General features: G+C 25.2%; 16 protein-coding genes and 1 riboswitch. Of the genes, 12 read left to right on the top strand and 4 right to left on the bottom strand.

Annotated elements, in window-relative coordinates; genetic code table 11:
* Nucleotides 1-13: 13 nt before the first annotated feature.
* The 5 genes from AC4FQ1_RS08220 to AC4FQ1_RS08200 all read left to right on the top strand — a co-directional run bounded on the left by AC4FQ1_RS08220 (nucleotide 14) and on the right by AC4FQ1_RS08200 (nucleotide 9,012).
* Nucleotides 14-166: a zinc-ribbon domain-containing protein gene (locus AC4FQ1_RS08220; protein ID WP_303131111.1), complete on the top strand. Its 153-nt coding sequence runs from the start codon at nucleotides 14-16 to the stop codon at nucleotides 164-166.
* A gap of 362 nt (nucleotides 167-528) precedes the next feature.
* Complete coding sequence (locus AC4FQ1_RS08215; RefSeq protein ID WP_491169439.1) at nucleotides 529-3,750, top strand: MMPL family transporter; 3,222 nt, start codon at nucleotides 529-531, stop codon at nucleotides 3,748-3,750.
* Nucleotides 3,751-3,884: 134 nt separating this feature from the next.
* Nucleotides 3,885-5,585, top strand: coding sequence for an ABC transporter ATP-binding protein (locus AC4FQ1_RS08210; protein ID WP_491169438.1), 1,701 nt, complete (start codon nucleotides 3,885-3,887; stop codon nucleotides 5,583-5,585).
* 148 nt (nucleotides 5,586-5,733) lie between these two features.
* Nucleotides 5,734-5,835: riboswitch (purine riboswitch) on the top strand.
* Between the two features lie 66 nt (nucleotides 5,836-5,901).
* Complete coding sequence (locus AC4FQ1_RS08205) at nucleotides 5,902-7,212, top strand: NCS2 family permease (RefSeq protein ID WP_491169437.1); 1,311 nt, start codon at nucleotides 5,902-5,904, stop codon at nucleotides 7,210-7,212.
* A 384-nt stretch (nucleotides 7,213-7,596) separates the two neighbouring features.
* Nucleotides 7,597-9,012, top strand: coding sequence for a L,D-transpeptidase family protein (locus AC4FQ1_RS08200; RefSeq protein WP_491169436.1), 1,416 nt, complete (start codon nucleotides 7,597-7,599; stop codon nucleotides 9,010-9,012).
* 37 nt (nucleotides 9,013-9,049) lie between these two features.
* On the opposite strand, the gene AC4FQ1_RS08195 is transcribed toward AC4FQ1_RS08200, so the two are convergent.
* Nucleotides 9,050-9,205: a hypothetical protein gene (locus AC4FQ1_RS08195; protein ID WP_491169435.1), complete on the bottom strand. Its 156-nt coding sequence runs from the start codon at nucleotides 9,203-9,205 to the stop codon at nucleotides 9,050-9,052.
* Nucleotides 9,206-9,310: 105 nt separating this feature from the next.
* Between AC4FQ1_RS08195 and AC4FQ1_RS08190 the strand changes: the two genes are divergently transcribed.
* Nucleotides 9,311-9,778: a L,D-transpeptidase gene (locus AC4FQ1_RS08190; RefSeq protein WP_491149000.1), complete on the top strand. Its 468-nt coding sequence runs from the start codon at nucleotides 9,311-9,313 to the stop codon at nucleotides 9,776-9,778.
* Between the two features lie 199 nt (nucleotides 9,779-9,977).
* On the opposite strand, the gene AC4FQ1_RS08185 is transcribed toward AC4FQ1_RS08190, so the two are convergent.
* A complete protein-coding gene (locus AC4FQ1_RS08185) occupies nucleotides 9,978-10,589 on the bottom strand; it encodes a class I SAM-dependent methyltransferase (protein ID WP_491169434.1) in 612 nt (203 codons plus the stop codon).
* Nucleotides 10,590-10,858: 269 nt separating this feature from the next.
* Between AC4FQ1_RS08185 and AC4FQ1_RS08180 the strand changes: the two genes are divergently transcribed.
* The 6 genes from AC4FQ1_RS08180 to AC4FQ1_RS08155 are packed head-to-tail and all read left to right on the top strand — an operon-like array spanning nucleotide 10,859 to nucleotide 16,618.
* Entirely contained in the window at nucleotides 10,859-11,872 is a 1,014-nt protein-coding gene (locus tag AC4FQ1_RS08180; protein ID WP_491169433.1) for an ABC transporter ATP-binding protein, read from the top strand.
* A gap of 1 nt (nucleotide 11,873) precedes the next feature.
* The gene (locus tag AC4FQ1_RS08175; RefSeq protein ID WP_491148995.1) at nucleotides 11,874-13,154 is read left to right on the top strand and encodes an ABC transporter substrate-binding protein; all 1,281 of its coding nucleotides are present in this window, start codon (nucleotides 11,874-11,876) and stop codon (nucleotides 13,152-13,154) included.
* A gap of 55 nt (nucleotides 13,155-13,209) precedes the next feature.
* The gene (locus AC4FQ1_RS08170) at nucleotides 13,210-14,022 is read left to right on the top strand and encodes a carbohydrate ABC transporter permease (protein WP_491169432.1); all 813 of its coding nucleotides are present in this window, start codon (nucleotides 13,210-13,212) and stop codon (nucleotides 14,020-14,022) included.
* Nucleotides 14,003-14,842, top strand: coding sequence for a carbohydrate ABC transporter permease (locus AC4FQ1_RS08165; RefSeq protein ID WP_303129126.1), 840 nt, complete (start codon nucleotides 14,003-14,005; stop codon nucleotides 14,840-14,842). The genes AC4FQ1_RS08170 and AC4FQ1_RS08165 overlap by 20 nt, the downstream gene beginning before the upstream one ends.
* A complete protein-coding gene (locus AC4FQ1_RS08160) occupies nucleotides 14,842-15,771 on the top strand; it encodes a prenyltransferase (protein WP_491169431.1) in 930 nt (309 codons plus the stop codon). Before AC4FQ1_RS08165 ends, AC4FQ1_RS08160 begins: the two co-directional genes overlap by 1 nt.
* Nucleotides 15,772-15,787: 16 nt before the next feature.
* Nucleotides 15,788-16,618, top strand: a complete 831-nt coding sequence (locus tag AC4FQ1_RS08155; protein WP_491169430.1) for an ABC transporter substrate-binding protein — start codon at nucleotides 15,788-15,790, stop codon at nucleotides 16,616-16,618.
* 59 nt (nucleotides 16,619-16,677) lie between these two features.
* Here the strand turns inward: AC4FQ1_RS08155 and AC4FQ1_RS08150 are convergent, their stop codons facing one another.
* Nucleotides 16,678-17,199 (bottom strand): Gx transporter family protein, encoded by a 522-nt coding sequence (locus AC4FQ1_RS08150; RefSeq protein ID WP_491169429.1) that lies wholly within the window; start codon nucleotides 17,197-17,199, stop codon nucleotides 16,678-16,680.
* A 5-nt stretch (nucleotides 17,200-17,204) separates the two neighbouring features.
* The gene (locus AC4FQ1_RS08145) at nucleotides 17,205-17,600 is read right to left on the bottom strand and encodes a NusG domain II-containing protein (RefSeq protein WP_303129132.1); all 396 of its coding nucleotides are present in this window, start codon (nucleotides 17,598-17,600) and stop codon (nucleotides 17,205-17,207) included.
* Nucleotides 17,601-17,654: the final 54 nt, after the last annotated feature.

Below are 17,654 nucleotides of genomic sequence, written 5' to 3'. Positions count from 1 at the left end.
AGGAGGATTTATTATGACAGATAAAGTAATAAAATGTAGAGATTGTGGCGAAGAATTCGTATTTTCAGTAGGAGAACAAGAATTCTACAAAGAAAAAGGATTCACTAATGAGCCAGTAAGATGTCCAGCTTGTAGAAGAGCTAAAAAAGAACAAAATAGAAGATAATTTTAGATTGTTATAAAGCTGTAGTTTAAACTACAGCTTTTTTTAGTTTAAAGGAAATATAATAATAAATTTACATTAAACTAAAATACTCTTATAAATTTTGATATTAATTATTTATTTTATTTTTAATTTAATAAATAAAAGGAAAAAATATATATAAATGGTATTTTATAATTGTTAAAATTAAAAAAATAAAGTTTTTATTCTAAACTATATTAATAATGTATATACAAAATAATTAAATTATAAATTATTTTTTAAAAGAACTATGTTAAATGGTTCTTTTTATTTTTGAAAAAGTAATATAAAGTGGTATATTTTTTTATATAACTAATGCATTAAAGAGAAAAGGTGGATGATGTATGAAAGAGGGGAACAGTAAGAGAAGTTTAGATAAGGTTTTTAGTTTTGCAATATTAATTTTATGGTGTGTAATAGCATTAGTTTTAGTATTTAATTCTCCATCACTAACTAAGTTAGTTACTGCTAAAGGGGGAATTCAATTACCTAACGATTATTCTTCAAAAATTTCAAGTATATTAAAAAATAATGATAAGTTTAATAGTAATGATAGTTATATAGCTATTTTTCATTCAAATAATGGCATAAATGAAGTTGATAAAGAAAATATTAAAAATACTATTGAAACTTTAAAGCGTGATAAAGATAGTATTTATATAAAAAGTATAGTAAATAGCTTTGATACACCAGAATTAAAATCACAGTTAGTATCAGATAATGATAAAACTATAATGGCATTAATAACAATAGACCCTAAAGGTGCTCAAACAAAAGAAATAAAAAATGTTATAGATAGTAAGTTAAATACGCCTGGAGTTTCTACATATCTTACAGGAGAAAAGTTAATAGAATCAGATGTTAATTTAGCAGCTCAAAGTGGGCTTAATAAAACTCAAAATATAACAGTAGTATTTATATTTATTGTTCTTATATTATTATTTAGGTCAATAGTTACGCCATTTATTCCTTTATTAACAGTAGGAATAAGTTATTTAGTTGCTCAATCTATTGTTGCAATATTAGCTAATAAATATAATTTTCCACTTTCAAATTATACACAAATATTTATGATATGTATTATGTTTGGAATAGGAACAGATTACTCTATATTGCTTTTAAATAGATTTAAATCAGAAATAGCTCAGGGTAAAAATAAATATGAAGCTGTAAAAATTACATATAAAACAGCAGGAAAAACTGTATTATCAAGTGCTATACCTGTATTTGTAGTTTTTGCATCACTTAATTTTATTGAATTTAATCTTTATAGAAGTGCTGTAGCAGTTGCAATTGGAATAGTATTTTTAATAATTGCATTATTTACTATATTTCCATCAGTTATGATTATTTTAGGTAAAAATATATTTTGGCCTGTTAAAAAGAAAATTTCAGTTGAAGAAAATAAATTATGGGGTAAACTTGGAAATTTTGCTTTTAGTAAGCCAATGCCAACTTTAATAGTTATATTAGTAATAACTGTTATACCAATATTATTTAATAATTGGAATGAATCTTTTAATAATTTAAATGAGATAGGAGATACGTATTCAGCTAAAGAAGGATTTAATATTGTAGCTGATGATTTTGGAATAGGTAAAGCATCACCTGTATCAATTTATATTGAAAATGATGATAATATGAAAAAGCCAGAATATATTGCTTTAATAGAAAAAATATCAAATGATATAGAAAATTCAAATAAGGGTATTACTTCAGTACTAAGTGTTACAAGACCAACAGGAACTAGACTTGATGAAATATATGTTAATAATCAAGCTGGGGATGTATATAAAGGAGTAAATAAGGCAAACGGTGGATTAAATGAGATTAAAGATGGACTAAATAAAGCAGGAAATAAAATAAATAGTTCAAAGCCAAAGCTTAAAGGGGCAGAGGAAGGAACAGAAAGATTGCAAGATGGTACACTTAAAACTAAAAAAGGTGTAGATGAACTTCAAAAAGCATTAAATGAGTTAGTAGATAGTATTAATTTGGAGCATAACGGTGCAACAGAACTTAAAGATGGAGTAGATAGTGCAAAAAATAAATTAGATAGTTTAAAGTTTAGTAAAGTAGAAATTGAAAATGCTTATAATGATATAACAGGTAAGGCAAGTGAAATATTAAATAAAGTAAGCAAATTTAATAATTTAATTAATGATAAAGATTTAGTAAATGTTGATAGTAGAGAAATAAAAGATGCTATATCATCAGTAAAAGATAATTTAAATGAATATTTAAAAACACACCCTGAAGCTAAAAAAGATAAAAATTTTCAAAAATTTAAAGGTGATTTAGATAGTTTAGATGGTAATGCAAATAATATTCAAGGAAAAGTAAATGATGATTTATTAAATAAAGTAAAAGATTTAAATGGAGACATTAAGTATTTAAACAATTGTTTAAATGAATTAAATAGTAAAAAAACTGAAATAATGAAAGATTTAAATAATTTTAATTCAGGAATAGAGAAGGTTGAAAATGGGTTAACTGCATTAGATTCAGGACTTTCAAAATCACTAAAAGGAGGGCAAGAAATATCAGGAAAAGTACCTGAAATATCAGATGCATTAACTAAAATAGAAGCTGGACAAGAACGAATTGAAAATGGATTTAAAGAATTTAGTTCACAAATAAATGAATTATCAGATGGATTAAAAACTGGTTCAAATGGTATTCAAGAAATTCAAGATGGACTTAGATATGCAAATGGATTTATTAATGATTGGTCTAATCTTTCATATAATCTTTCAGGAATTTGTGTTCCAGTAGAAATATTTAGTAATAGTAAATTTAAACAATCATTAAATCAATATATGAGTGAAGATGGAAACCTTGCAGTTATTAATGTAATAACAACTAAAAATCCATATTCAAATTATGCTGTTTCAGAAATCCCAATTCTTGAAAATGTAGTTAAAGATAGTGTAAAAGGAACACATCTTGAAAATGCAAATATTGGAGTTGGTGGAATAGCAAGTACGACTTATGAAACTAAGATGATGGCACAAAAAGATTATGATAAAGCATTAATTTTTGTAATAATTGGGGTATCTATAGCATTAGTTATAATTTTAAGATCATTAGTAATGCCAATATATTTAATGGCATCACTTATATTAACTTATTTTACCTCAATAAGTATAATTCAGTTTGTTGTTGAAAAAATAATGGGATATCCAGGTATATCATGGATAACATCATTTTTTGGATTTGTAGTTTTAATGGCACTTGGTATAGATTATTCTATATTTATAATGACAAGATTTAATCAAGATGAAAATAGTGATATGAAAACCCGTATAGTTACAACAATGAGGTTAATGGGAGGGGTAATACTTTCAGCAGTAATTATTTTAAGTGGAACATTTGCAGCATTAATTCCTTCAGGGGTATTATCACTTGTTGAAATATCAATGGTTGTATTAACAGGAATAGTACTTTATGTTGTAATTATATTACCATTATTTATTCCAGCTATGGTTAAAATATTTGGTAAAGCAAATTGGTGGCCATTTAAAGTTATAATAGAAAAATCTAATAATAATGAAAAAACTAATTAATTTATAAAAGCAAAGTCTAAATTATAGGCTTTGCTTTTTTTATGATAAATAATTAATTGTTAATATAAACTTTGAATTTTTGATATAATGTATATTAAACGGCTAAAATTTAATACGAATGAGAGGGATAAATTATGTTAAAAGAATTTATAAAATATTATAAGCCCTATAAGAAGTTATTTATATTAGATTTATTTGCAGCATTTACAGTATCGTTGTGTGATTTGGTATATCCTATGATAACAAGAAACATAATGGATGATGTTGTTCCTAATAAAAATTTTAGAATGCTTGTAATATTTGGTGTGGCATTATTACTAATATTTATACTTAAAGCAGGATTAAATTACTTTATGCAATATTGGGGTCATGTTGTAGGGGTTAGAATGCAAGCAGATATGCGAAAAAAAGTATTTATACATCTTCAAAAACTTCCAAACTCATATTTTAGTAACAACAAAACTGGTGTTATAATGTCTAGAATAATAAATGATCTTATGGACATATCAGAACTTGCACATCATGGTCCAGAAGATTTATTTATATCTTTAGTAATTATATTAGGATCTTTCTTTATATTACTAGGAATAAATATTCCACTTACAATAATAGTTTTTTCTATACTTCCATTTATAATTTTATTTGCAATAACTCAAAGAAAAAGAATGAGTAGAGCTTTTAAGGAAACTAGAGTTAAAATTGGTGAAGTAAATGCTACTTTAGAAAATAGTATAGCAGGAATTAGAGTTACTAAATCTTTTTGTAATGAAGAAGAAGAATTGAAAAAGATGGAAGAATCCAATAATATATTTAAAAAAGCTAGAGAAAAAGCATATAGAGTAATGGCTGGTTATTTTTCAGGTATGTTTTTTGGAACTGACTTTTTAGAATTAGTTGTTTTAATAGTTGCAGGATATTTTACTTATATGGATTATATTACTTTAGGAGATTTTGCAGCATATTTACTTTACGTAAAAATGTTTATGCAGCCTATTAGAAAACTAATAAACTTTACAGAGCAATATCAAAATGGTATGACTGGTTTTGAAAGATTTATGGAAATAATAAATCAAGAAACAGAAAAAGAAAGTGAAAACCCAATAGAGCTTAAAGATGTAAAAGGAGATATTGAAATAGAAAATTTATCTTTTACCTATGAAGATAATAATGAAGTGCTTAATAATATTAATTTAAAAATAGATGCAGGAAAAACAGTAGCACTTGTTGGGCCATCTGGTGGTGGAAAAACAACTTTATGTAGTCTTATACCAAGATTTTTTGAATTTGAAGATGGGGATATAAAAATAGATGGAACAAGTATTAAAGATGTTAGCTTAAATTCACTTAGAAATAATATTGGAGTTGTAGCACAAGATGTATTTTTATTTACAGGTACAGTAAAAGAAAATATAACGATAGGAGATAGGAATGCTACAGATGAAGAAATTATAGAGGCTTGTAAAAAAGCTAAGATACATGATTTTATAATGTCTCTTCCAAATGGATATGATACTTATATAGGAGAAAGAGGAGTTAAGCTATCTGGAGGTCAAAAGCAAAGAGTATCAATAGCTAGAATATTTTTGAAGAATCCACCTATTATGATTTTAGATGAAGCTACATCAGCTCTTGATAATGTAACAGAGAAAGAAATACAAAAATCATTAGAGGAATTAAGTAAAGATAGAACAAATTTAGTTGTAGCTCATAGATTGTCAACAGTAAAAAATGCAGATGAAATAGTTGTTTTAACAGAGAATGGAATAGAAGAAAGAGGAACACATAAAGAACTTATAGAAAAAGGTGGAGTGTATTCTAAACTTCATAGAAAATAAATAATGGTAGAAATCTTTTTAAATTAATTTAAATATTAAGGTTATATTTCAAAAAGATTTCTACTTTTTTTATTATATAAAAATATATAAATACGAATATTGACTAATGAATATAAGTGTAATATTATGTATATATACGAAATATAATATAAAAAATATAAAAAAATATCGTATAATATCGCAAATAAGGTTCGATAGTTTCTACCAGATCACCGTAAATGGTCTGACTACGATTTTTCTAAAGATTATATGGACAATCCTTTAGATTAATCAAAGCTTAAAAAGATTTCAAAAACTAAAGGAGGAAATATTAAAGATGAACTTTATATCAAAATTTTTCAAGTTTGAAAAAAGAAATGCTACTTTAAAAGGGGAATTAATTGGAGGGATAACAACATTTATAACAATGTCATATGTTTTATTTGTTATACCAGATATATTAAGTACAACAGGAATGGATAAAAATAGTGTTTTTGTTGCAACAGCATTAGCCGCAGCATTTGGAACACTAATAATGGGGATATATGCAAACTTTCCAATGGCACTTGCACCAGGCATGGGACTAAATGCTTTCTTTGCTTTTACTGTTTGTGGAGAGATGGGAATCTCATGGCAAGTTGCTCTTTCAGGAATTTTAGTTTCAGGAATAATTTTTGTAATAATTTCAGTATCAGGACTTAGAGAGCTTATTATAAAAGCAATACCTCAAAATTTAAAATCAGCAGTTACAGCTGGAATAGGATTATTTATAGCATTTATAGGTTTTAAAGGTGCAGGAATAGTAGTACAAAATGATGCTACTTTTGTTTCAATAGGTAATTTAACAAGTCCTAAAGTATTACTTGCTATATTTGGACTTTTATTAACAGGAGCATTAATGGCAAGAAAAGTTAAAGTTGCAATTTTTGTTGGAATGATATGTACAGTAATAGTTGGAATAATATCAGGGCTTATAGATACTCCAAGTAGAGTAATTTCATCAGTACCATCAATAGCACCTACTTTTGGATATGCACTTTCAAATATAAAAGAAGTTTTTACACCACAAATGCTTATGGTTGTTTTTACAATGTTATTTATGGATTTCTTTGATACTGCAGGGACTTTAGTAGCAGTTGGAGCAAAGGTTGGACTTGTTAAAGAAGATGGATCTATAGAAAATGGCTCTAGGGCTTTAGTTGCTGATTCAATTGCAACATGTGTTGGTTCTATATTTGGAACAACTAATACAACATCATATATTGAATCATTATCAGGTGCTTCTGTAGGAGCTAAAACTGGATTTTCAAGCGTTGTTGTAGGAGGAATGTTTTTATTATCAACATTCTTCTCACCACTTCTTTCAGTAGTAACTTCTGAAGTTACGGCACCAGCTCTTATAATTGTTGGATCACTTATGTGCGCTTCATTAGCTGATATTAATTGGAAAGAACCAGAAATTGCAATTCCAGCATTTTTAACAGTTATATTAATGCCTTTATCATATAGTATAGCTATAGGAATTGCTTTTGGATTTTGTGCTTATGTTGTATTAATGGTTTTAAAAGGTAACTTTAAATCTGTTCATCCTATAATGTATACTTTAGCAGGTTTATTTACATTTTATTTTATATTTGGACTATCTTAATTGATGCGATTAAATTTAATATAAAATTATGACTTTTATAAGGAAGCTATTAAAAATAGTTTCCTTTGATTTTTATTAAATTTACTAATAAAGAAATTTTAACTAAATAGTAATTGGCAAAATAGGAAAATACGAATATAATTAAATATGTTTTTATATATTAAAATTAAAATATTTTAAATTGTTTAAAATATATTTTTTAATATTATAATGCATTTTAATATTATTAAGTCAATTTTTAAGTAATAACATTAAAATAATTAAATTTATTATTTAAAAATTGATTAAATTGTAAATAAAAATTTAATATAGCGTTACTGTATTAAAAAAGGACAACCTTTGAAGAAAAATTTTGGTATAGTATTATAGGGAGGAATTGTTAATATGGAAAAAGATAGCGATAAAGGAAGTAGAAAAATGAGAAGGGATATTAATCGTAAAAAAACTATAATAGGAATTATAATTTCTATATCTATTTTACTTGCTATATATTTAGGAATGTCCATGTATTTTATTAATCATTTTTATTTTGGTTCATCTGTTAATTCAATAAGTATATCAGGATGTACTGTGGAAGAAGCTAATAAGAAAATTGAAGATAAAATCGGAAATTATAAATTAGAATTAGAAGGCAGAGATGGAGCTAATGAAGTAATAACTTCAAAAGAAATAGGATTAAAATATGATGCAGCTCAAACAGTTAAAGAGCTAAAAGAAGAACAAAGCCCTTTTAAATGGATTATAAAAATATTTAGTAATAAAGATACTGAAATAGATCTTTTAGCATCATATGATAAAAATCTTTTAAAGAAAACTATAAATAAGATGGTTTATTTTAATAAGAATAAAATTGTTAATCCTAAAAATGCTAGTTTTAAATATACTGATGGAAAGTATGAAATAGTAAAAGAAGTCTATGGTAATAAGGTTAATAAAGAAAAATTGTATAATGTAATAGTAGATGCAATTCATAATGGACAAAAAAGTGTAAACTTAGATAAAGCAAATTGTTATGATAACCCTAAATATTTAGCTGATTCAAAGAAGGTTATAGAAGCTAAGGATAAATTAGATAAATATGTATCTTCAGATATAACATACACTATAGGAGATAATAAAATAAATTTAAATGGTTCTATAATTCATAATTGGGTTAATGTAGATAAAGATATGAATGTTGTAATTGATGATCAAGCAGTTTCAAATTATGTAAATGGGTTAGCTAATGAATATAATACAGTTGGAAAAACAAGAGAATTTAAAACTTCATTAGGAACTGTTGTAAAAGTAAGTGGTGGATCTTATGGATGGAAAATAAATGTGCCACAAGAAGTTCAAACATTAATTTCAGAAATAAAAGAAGGTGCAAAGGTTACAAGAAAACCAGTATACTCTCAAACTTCTTTATCTTATGGAACTAATGATATAGGAAATACATATGTTGAAGTTAATTTAGATAAACAACATGTTTGGTATTATAAAGATGGAGCTCTTATTACAGAAGGTGATATTGTTACAGGTAATGCAAGTAGAAATTGGGCAACACCACCAGGAGTATATTATTTAAACTATAAAGAAAAAGATGCAACATTAAAAGGTGAAGATTATAAAACACCAGTTAAGTTTTGGATGCCATTTAATGGAGGGATAGGACTTCATGATGCGTGGTGGAGAAATAAGTTTGGTGGAAATATATATCAAAATCAAGGTTCACATGGTTGTGTAAATTTACCACCTCCAGTTGCAGAATCAATATTTAATAATATAACATCAGGAACACCTATTGTTTGTTATAAGTAAGTAAAATACGAGTGAATTTATTCACTCGTATTTTTATTTAATTTATATGTTGACTTTGAAAGCCTTCACGTTTTACAGAACGTTTCTTTTGAGTTCTGTTGTGATTTTTTCCTTCTTCACTAGTAAGGGGAGTTTGACAATTACATTTTGGCATTCTTGAAGCTTTTTTATCTGGTTGACTATCTTTTGGCATAATATCACCTCCACAAATAATTCAGTATTAGTATGCCTTAAAATCACAAAATATAAATAGTTAATATTATAATATAAAGGAAAAAATATTTTAAGGAGTAAGTTTATGAAAAATCCTGTTGAAATATATAATTCTCTTGATTTTAAAAATTTTAATATTGATATGTTAAAGTTTGTTAATGAAAATAATATAAAAAGTGATACTGGATATTTAATTACAACATCATTAAAAACAAAGTATACTTATATATTTAAAGAGGATGGTGGTAAATGGGAACAAATTTATAAATGGAGATGTACGGTTGGAAAAAAGACTACACCAACAATAAAAGGATATTTTTATATAACAGGCAGAAAACCTTACTTTGGAACTACTCAGTATAGGGCTAAGTATGCAACTAGATTTATAGGAAGATATTATTATCATTCAATTTTATATGATAGTACAGGCAAGTATGTAATAGATTCTAGACTTGGAATGGAAATTAGTCACGGATGTATAAGGCTTTTAACTCAAAATGCTAAATGGATATATGATAATATACCAAATTCAACACCTGTTATTATTGCGTAAGACAAGTATTAATAATAAATATGATACTATTAATTTTTTTTGTGTATTAAATAAAGAAATCAAAAGAGATATATTTGGAGAGAAAAAATGAAAGATTATAATATTATGATTTTTAATTTTAAAAGTAAATTTAAAATTTAATATTAAAAATAAGAAAATATTAATGGTATCTATAAAAAATAGATACCATTTTATAATTTTAATTTATATAAGCTAGCTTATATATTAAAAATCTTTCTCTTGAATCAGTTTTAAAGCTTTCAAGTCGTATTTCTTTATATAACATAAAAAATGTATAATTTTCTAAAAAGAAAATATAATCATCTGATGGATAAAATAATATAAGTTCTATAGCTCTTTTATATTCATAAACTGATTCTAAAATATTATCTAAAACTTTCATAAATATTTGAATAGAAAATGGATTAAAAAAATAAAATTTATTATCTTCTTTATTAATTTTATATTCTTCAGCTAAAATACAAGAAAAATTAATTTTACATTGATCCTTATTATATTTTTCAAGAAAATGTTCTTTATTAATTAAAGCTTGCTTATAAAAGTAATGATTCATTTCAATTCCTGTAACTTTAGAATTAAATAAATAACTTATAAAAAAATTAAGCCTTCCCATACCACATCCAAAATCAATTATTGAATCACTTTCTTTTAATTTATAATGTTTAAATAATTCGTTTAATGCCGAATATTCAGTAGGTTCGTATCTGTTATAGTGTATTGATGTTTCATCTAAATCTTGCTTTTTATTAGTTTTTATATTTAGTAATTCTTCATAATATTGTTCATTCATTAAAATACCTCTTATGTTTTTTATACATAAAAATAATATTATTAAATATTAATATAGTCAATTACAGAAAAGATATATAAAATAAAAGATTTTGATTGCTTAGTTATTTAAGATTTTTATATTGTATAGAATAAAAGTATTTCTAAATAATTTCATATATTTGTATAATTTAAAATGCTTTAAGATAGATTAATTTGGAGATGATAAAAATTAGTTATGTAGTGTTTAAGGAACTATTTAAAAGGTATAAAGGGAAAAAATTTAATACTTTGGAAAATATCAATTTAGAAATTAGTAAAGGAGAATTTGTTGTAATAGTTGGTCCAAGTGGTAGTGGAAAGTCTACTCTTTTAGAAATAATTTGTGGATTTGAAGAAGTTACAAGTGGAATTATAGAACTAGATGGCAAAGTTATAAATGATATTGAACCAAAGGATAGAAATATATCAATGGTTTTTCAAAACTATGCTTTATTACCACATTTAACAGCATATGAAAATATTGCATTTGGAATGAAAATAAGAAAAGTTGATAAAAAAGAAATTCATAATAAAGTTATGTGGGCTGCTAGTATATTAAATCTTCAAGATTGCTTAAATGCTAAACCTAAAAACTTATCTGGTGGTCAAAGACAGAGAATAGCATTAGCACGTGCCATTGTTAGAGAACCTAAATTATTTTTAATGGATGAGCCTTTATCTAATTTAGATTCAAAACTTAGAAATCAAACATCAAATGAAATAACAACATTACATAAAAAAATAAATGCAACAACTATATATGTAACTCATGATCAAGTGGAAGCCTTAACTATGGCAGACAAAATTGTCATTTTAAATGATGGAGTTATTCAACAAATAGGAAGTCCAAAAGAAATTTATAAAAATCCAAATAATATATTTGTAGCACAATTTATAGGAAAACCCGAAATTAATTTGTTTGATTTAGAAATTAAAAAGGATGAGTTAATTATTGAAGGGACAATAAAACTAAAAAAGAATGATTTATTAAATAATATAGATGAGGGTAAGTATATCTTAGGAGTTAGGTCAGAAAATATAAAAATTAATTTAAATAGTGGAAATATAAAAGCAAAAGTTGAAAAAATAGAATACTTAGGTAGCGAATATATTGTTTATTTAAATTATTTAAATAAGAAATTTACTAGTAAGGTAATTAATTTAGAAAATATTAATTTAAATGATGAATTATATATTAGTTTTGATTTAAATGAAGCTAATATTTTTAATAAAAATAACAAAAGAAATATGAGGGGAGAATGAAATGAGAAAAAAATTACTTAGTATTTTAATATTATTACCACTTGTTCTTACTGGATGTGGAACAGAGAAAAAAGAAGCAGCAGGAAAGATTGGAGGAACTATAACAGTTGTAACTGATAGAACTGATGCTGATAAGTTATTCGAGGATATAGAAACAAAATTTAAAGAAAAATATCCAGAAGTTGAAGATGTAGTATTTGAATCATCAAATGATTACACAAATTATATTACAACAAGAATGAACACTAAAAACTATGGTGATGTCTTATTTGTACCGTTTAGTATGAATGCAACTCCAGAGGAATATGAAAATTATTTTGAACCATTAGGAAATGTTAAGGATTTAGAAGAAAAATATATAGATGTTACAGAAGCTGATTATAATGGAGTATCTTATGGACTTCCAGCTGCATTAAATTCATTAGGTATAATTTATAATGAAAATGTTTTAAAGAAAGCTGGAGTAGAAAAAATGCCTACATCTTTAGAAGAAATGATAGAAGCTTGTGAAAAAATAAAAAAGAATACTGATGCTATACCATTTTATACAAACTATAACAATACTTTAGGTGTATGGGGTGGAGCATTAACTTCATATGGTGGAGAGCAATATAGATCAGAAATGCTTAAAAAAGGAACAGCATTTAAGGAAGGACAGCCTATAAGAGAAGTTATGGATTTATTTTATAATTTATCCTCAAAAGGATTAACAGAAAAGGATCCTATAACTGGAGATTACGGAAAGTCAATGCAATTGCTTGCTGATGGGAAAGTGGCAATGTTTATGATGGGATCTCAAGAGGTGCCAGATATACAAAAGTTAGCTAAAGGTGACAATAAAGAAGCAATAAAAATAGCTCCATTTCCAGTAAAATTTAATGGACAAACAAGCATACCATTTGGGGCGCCAGCAGTTGTTGGAATAAATAAAAATAGTGAAAATAAAGAAACTGCAAAAGCATTTTTAGAATTCTTTATTTCAAATGAAAGTGGTTATGCAAAAGAATTTGGTGGAATGAGCCCAGATAAAAATAGTTTAAGTGCTGATCAAAAGAAAATGTTTGAAGAAAATAATATAATACTTACAGTTCCAAAGGAAACACCAGAAACAGATAAATTATATAGCGATATAGCTAATGAAGTTGGTGTTGGAAGACTTAATGACGTTCTTCAAAATACTATAAATATAGGCTTATATCCAAATCAAAATAAAAGTTATAATGATTATATAAAAGAATTAGAAAATAAGTGGGAAAAAGCAGTAAAAAATAATGAAAAGTAAGCTTTTAAAAAAAGAAAGAAAGATTATCTTTTTCTTTCTTTTTTTTCCTATATTATTGTTAGTATTATTTGGTTTTTTGCCTATTATATCTTTAATAAATTATAGTTTTACCTCATGGAATGGATTATCTAGTAACAAAGAGTTTATAGGTTTTGATAACTTTATAAAAATATTTACAGATCCTAATTATATAGAAGTTTTTAAAAATAGTTTGTATTATTTTATATCTGGAGTTGTTCAAATTGTTATTGGATTATCTCTTGCAATAATTTTATCTTTTAAGGTGAAATTAAAAAACTTTTTTAAAGGAATTTATATATTTCCATTATTAATTAGTGGAGTGGCAATTTCTATGATTTTTAGAATGTTTTTTACACCTGATGGAACTTTTGATCAAATATTAACTTTTTTAGGACTTGAAAATATTATAAATTATTGGCTTGGTGACCCAAGATTTGTTAATTATACTTTAGCTAGTATATCCTTATGGAGATTTACAGGATTTAGTTTTATTATGTATTTTGGTGCCATACAGACTATACCAAAGGAATATTTAAAAATAGCAGAAATTGAAGGAGCAACAGTATTCCAAAAAGTTAGATATATTATATTACCTAATATACATACAGTATTAAAGATTAATTTTACATTACTTATAATAGGTGCTATATCAGCATTTGAAATACCTATGATAATGACAAATGGTTCAAATGGAACAACAACATTTTTATTAATGACTATGAAAACTGCTTTTGAAAATAAAAAAATAGGGCTTGCAGCAAGTATGGCAGTAATAATTAGTATTGTGATTATTGTTATGACATTTATACAGAAAAGAGTTTGTAAAAATGATGAATATGAATATTAAAAATATAATTTTAAAAATAATTAAATATATAATTTTAATTTTATGGGCTTTAATTATATTAATTCCACTTATAACAGTATTTTTTGGGTCATTTAAAACTTTAAATGAGTTTAATTCAACTAATGGAATAGATATTCCTAATAGTTTTTTAAACTTTGAAAATTATAAAAAGGCTTTTATTGATGGAAAAATGTTTATAGGATTTTTTAATACTTTTGTATTAATTTTATTTGGAGTAGGTGGAAGTATACTTATAGGATCTATGGTTGCTTTTATTATTAATCGTTTCCAGTTTAAATACAAAAAAATTATTTTATTTATGTATCTTTTAGTATCTATAGTACCTATGGAAATATCACAAGTTGCAACATTCAAAATAATAGATGCAATAGGTATATACAATACTAGATTAGCTCCAATAATTTTATATTTAAGTGCTGATGTTTTAATGATTTATATTTATTTGCAAATGCTTGAAAAAATACCTAAGGACATAGATAAGGCTGTTTTGTTAGAAGGAGGAAATTATTTTACATTATATAAAAAAGTTATATTTCCTTTACTTAAACCAGCCACTGCAACTATTGCAATGATTAAAGTTATATCAATATATAATGATTTTTACATTCCTTTTTTATATATGCCAGGAGAAAACTTAAATACTGTTTCAACTACAATATTCAAATTTATAGGTCCAGATAAAATAGAGTGGAATGTTATATGCGCAGCAGTAATAATAAGTATAATACCAATGATTTTAATTTTTTTATTTTTACAAAAGTATATATACAGAGGAATAACAGCAGGGAGTATTAAATAATGAAAGAAAGAAATTTTTTTAAAAGAGCATATACTGTTATGGAAATAAGGACAGGCTTTGCAACTGGACTTCCAGTTTTAAGTGGAGGACTTTTTGGAGCTTACTTATGTGGTGATATAAAGGTTTTATTATTACTACTTATGTTTATTTCAGGGTTTTGTTTCAACATTGTAGCTAATATTGCTAATGAAATAAGAGCCTATATAAAACATGAAGAGAATGAAGATACATTTACAGGTCATAAAGGTAGTGAAGGGTTAGTAAGGGGAGACGCAAAGATTAGAGATGCGATTATAGCACTTATGCTTATGATTGCATTAGGTGGAGCAACTGGGATTTTAATTGTATTAATAACAAAAGATATAAAAATACTTATTATAGGAATTTTAAGTTTAATTGCAGCTATATGTTATTCTTTAGGACCTAAACCATATATACTTTATCCAGTTGGAGAAATTGTTTCAGGAATTTTTGTTGGGTTAATAAGTTCATTAGTATCAGCTTATATACAACTAGGAAGCTTTAAATTAGAAATTTTTATATATTCTTTAATTTCAATGATAATGACTGTGTTTTTGATGTCTACAAATAATACATCAGATTATATAAAAGACAAGGGAGTAAGGATAACGCTTCCTCATGTAATTGGATTTAGAAATTCAATAAAAATACTTATTCCAGAAGGAATAGTAATGGTAGTTTCTTGGATAATCTTATATTTTATTGGAAGTATAAATTTAATAATTTTTATTACGGGATTATTTACATTTTACTATTATGGATATGTAAAGTTCTATAAAGATTATTATAAAATACAGGAAGTTTATAAAGAAATGGGAAGAGAATGGGGTCCTAGACCACTTCTTCTTATATATTCTTTTCATATTTTAGTATCAATAGAGTTTTTATTTTTTATAGTATTTAAGTAAAGGAAGGAAAGCTATTATGGATAAAATGAATTTAATATTAATTAGAAAAAATCCACTATCTATTCCAGCTATTCTTGCAAAGGAACTTGGAATATTTAAAAAGTATAATATAGATGTTAATTTAAAAGTTCCATATGATTTTAATTTTGATGGTAAAAGTCCATTTTTAGAAAATGAATCTGATGCTATGATGGGAGATTTAACTTTCTTTTTTTATATGTTAGATAGAGGGAAAAGATGTATTATAACATCAAATTTAACTAGAACAATAAGTTTAGTTGTATCAAAAAGATTTGATAGTAAAAAAGAAAAAATAAAATTTGGTGTTAATAGAAAAGGGATGTTTAGGTTGTTTTTAAAAGATGATTTAAAAGATATAGTAAAAAAACCGGAAATTATATGGATTAATAATACTTATGAGCGCATGGAAGCTTTAAAAAGTGGAAAAATAGACGGTTTAGTTGCTATAGAACCTTTTATAACAGAAATGGAAGATTACGGTTTTAAAAAAGTATGGAGTTTAAGAGAAAGTAAAAGAAACCTTGTTATGTGGTGTTTTGATGAAGATTATTATATAGAAAATAAAGAAGCAGTTAAAAATTTTCATAAGTCTTTAGAAGAAGCTAAAAAAATATTTAATGAAAGTACAGATAAAGAAAAGGTTGAAATAGGACTAAAATATGCAAAATATGATGCTAAAGAAGCGGAGAGATTAAAAGAATTTGAGTTTGAATATGGAAAAAATTTCGAGTTAGATGATTTTAATTTTTGTAATGAATGGATGTATAAAAATAATGAAATAAAAAATATGTATGATGGTGAAAAGCTTATAGCAAAAATATTTTAATGAAAAACACAGATATAAAATTTTATATCTGTGTTTTTTTATATAAAGTGTAGTTAGTGTTAATTTTTAAAATAAGGTAATTTTCTTAAGTGAGCTAGTAAGTAATTTGCTGATATTCCAACAAATATTCCAGTTCCTATTCCTGCTATAGATAATATAGGTAAATAAAGAAAAATACCAAAATTATTTAAGATTAAAGATGCTACAAGGAGCTGTCCAACATTATGAAAAACAGCAGCAGAAGCACTTACCCCAATTATAGAAACTTTATCTTTAAAAAGTTCTTTAACTAAAATTGCTACAAAAAAGCTTAAAATTCCGCCAACTGAACTATAAATTAATGTAGATAAATTCCCTACTAATAAGCTTGAGAGAATTATTCTTAAAGCTAAAACTAAAAAGGATTGCTTATAGTTGTCTAATGTATATATTGCAATCATTATAACTAAATTGGCTAGTCCAAGTTTCGCTCCTGGAGTTATAAATGGTACAGGTATCATATTTTCAATTGTAAAAAGAATTAAAGCCATAGATACTAAAGAAGATATATAAATCATTTTACTAGTTTTACTTAACTTCATATTTATTAATGTGAAAGTATAATATCATCATCATTAGTACTTTCATCTCCTTTAATTTCAATGATTAATTCGTGTGGTAAGCAAACTAAACTTTCTGTTACTTTATTTATAGTTCCTTGTTTTACACAAAGTTCATCTTTACAATCTGCATGAATCATCTTAATACCTGATTTATTTATAAGTATGGTGTTAGTTCCTTTATCTGTGTTTATAACTATTTTTTCATCATTTTTAATAGATGATAAATTAATAGTTTTATATAATTTTCCAGACACCTTTATATTAGCGTAAGTGGAAGAATAGTTTTTATTTAAAGCCTTAGCTGATATAAAATAAGGCGTAAAGGATATTATTATAAGAAAAATTATTATAACAATATCTAATTTTTTGAATATTTTCATTAGTTTTCTCCTGATAAATTAATTTTATTAATAAATCTGTAATTAAAGTTTAAT

It is taken from the genome of Clostridium sp. TJA020, from assembly GCF_058310295.1.
Note: the sequence above shows the minus strand (reverse complement) of the source record. Positions and strands in the feature narration are given on the sequence as shown.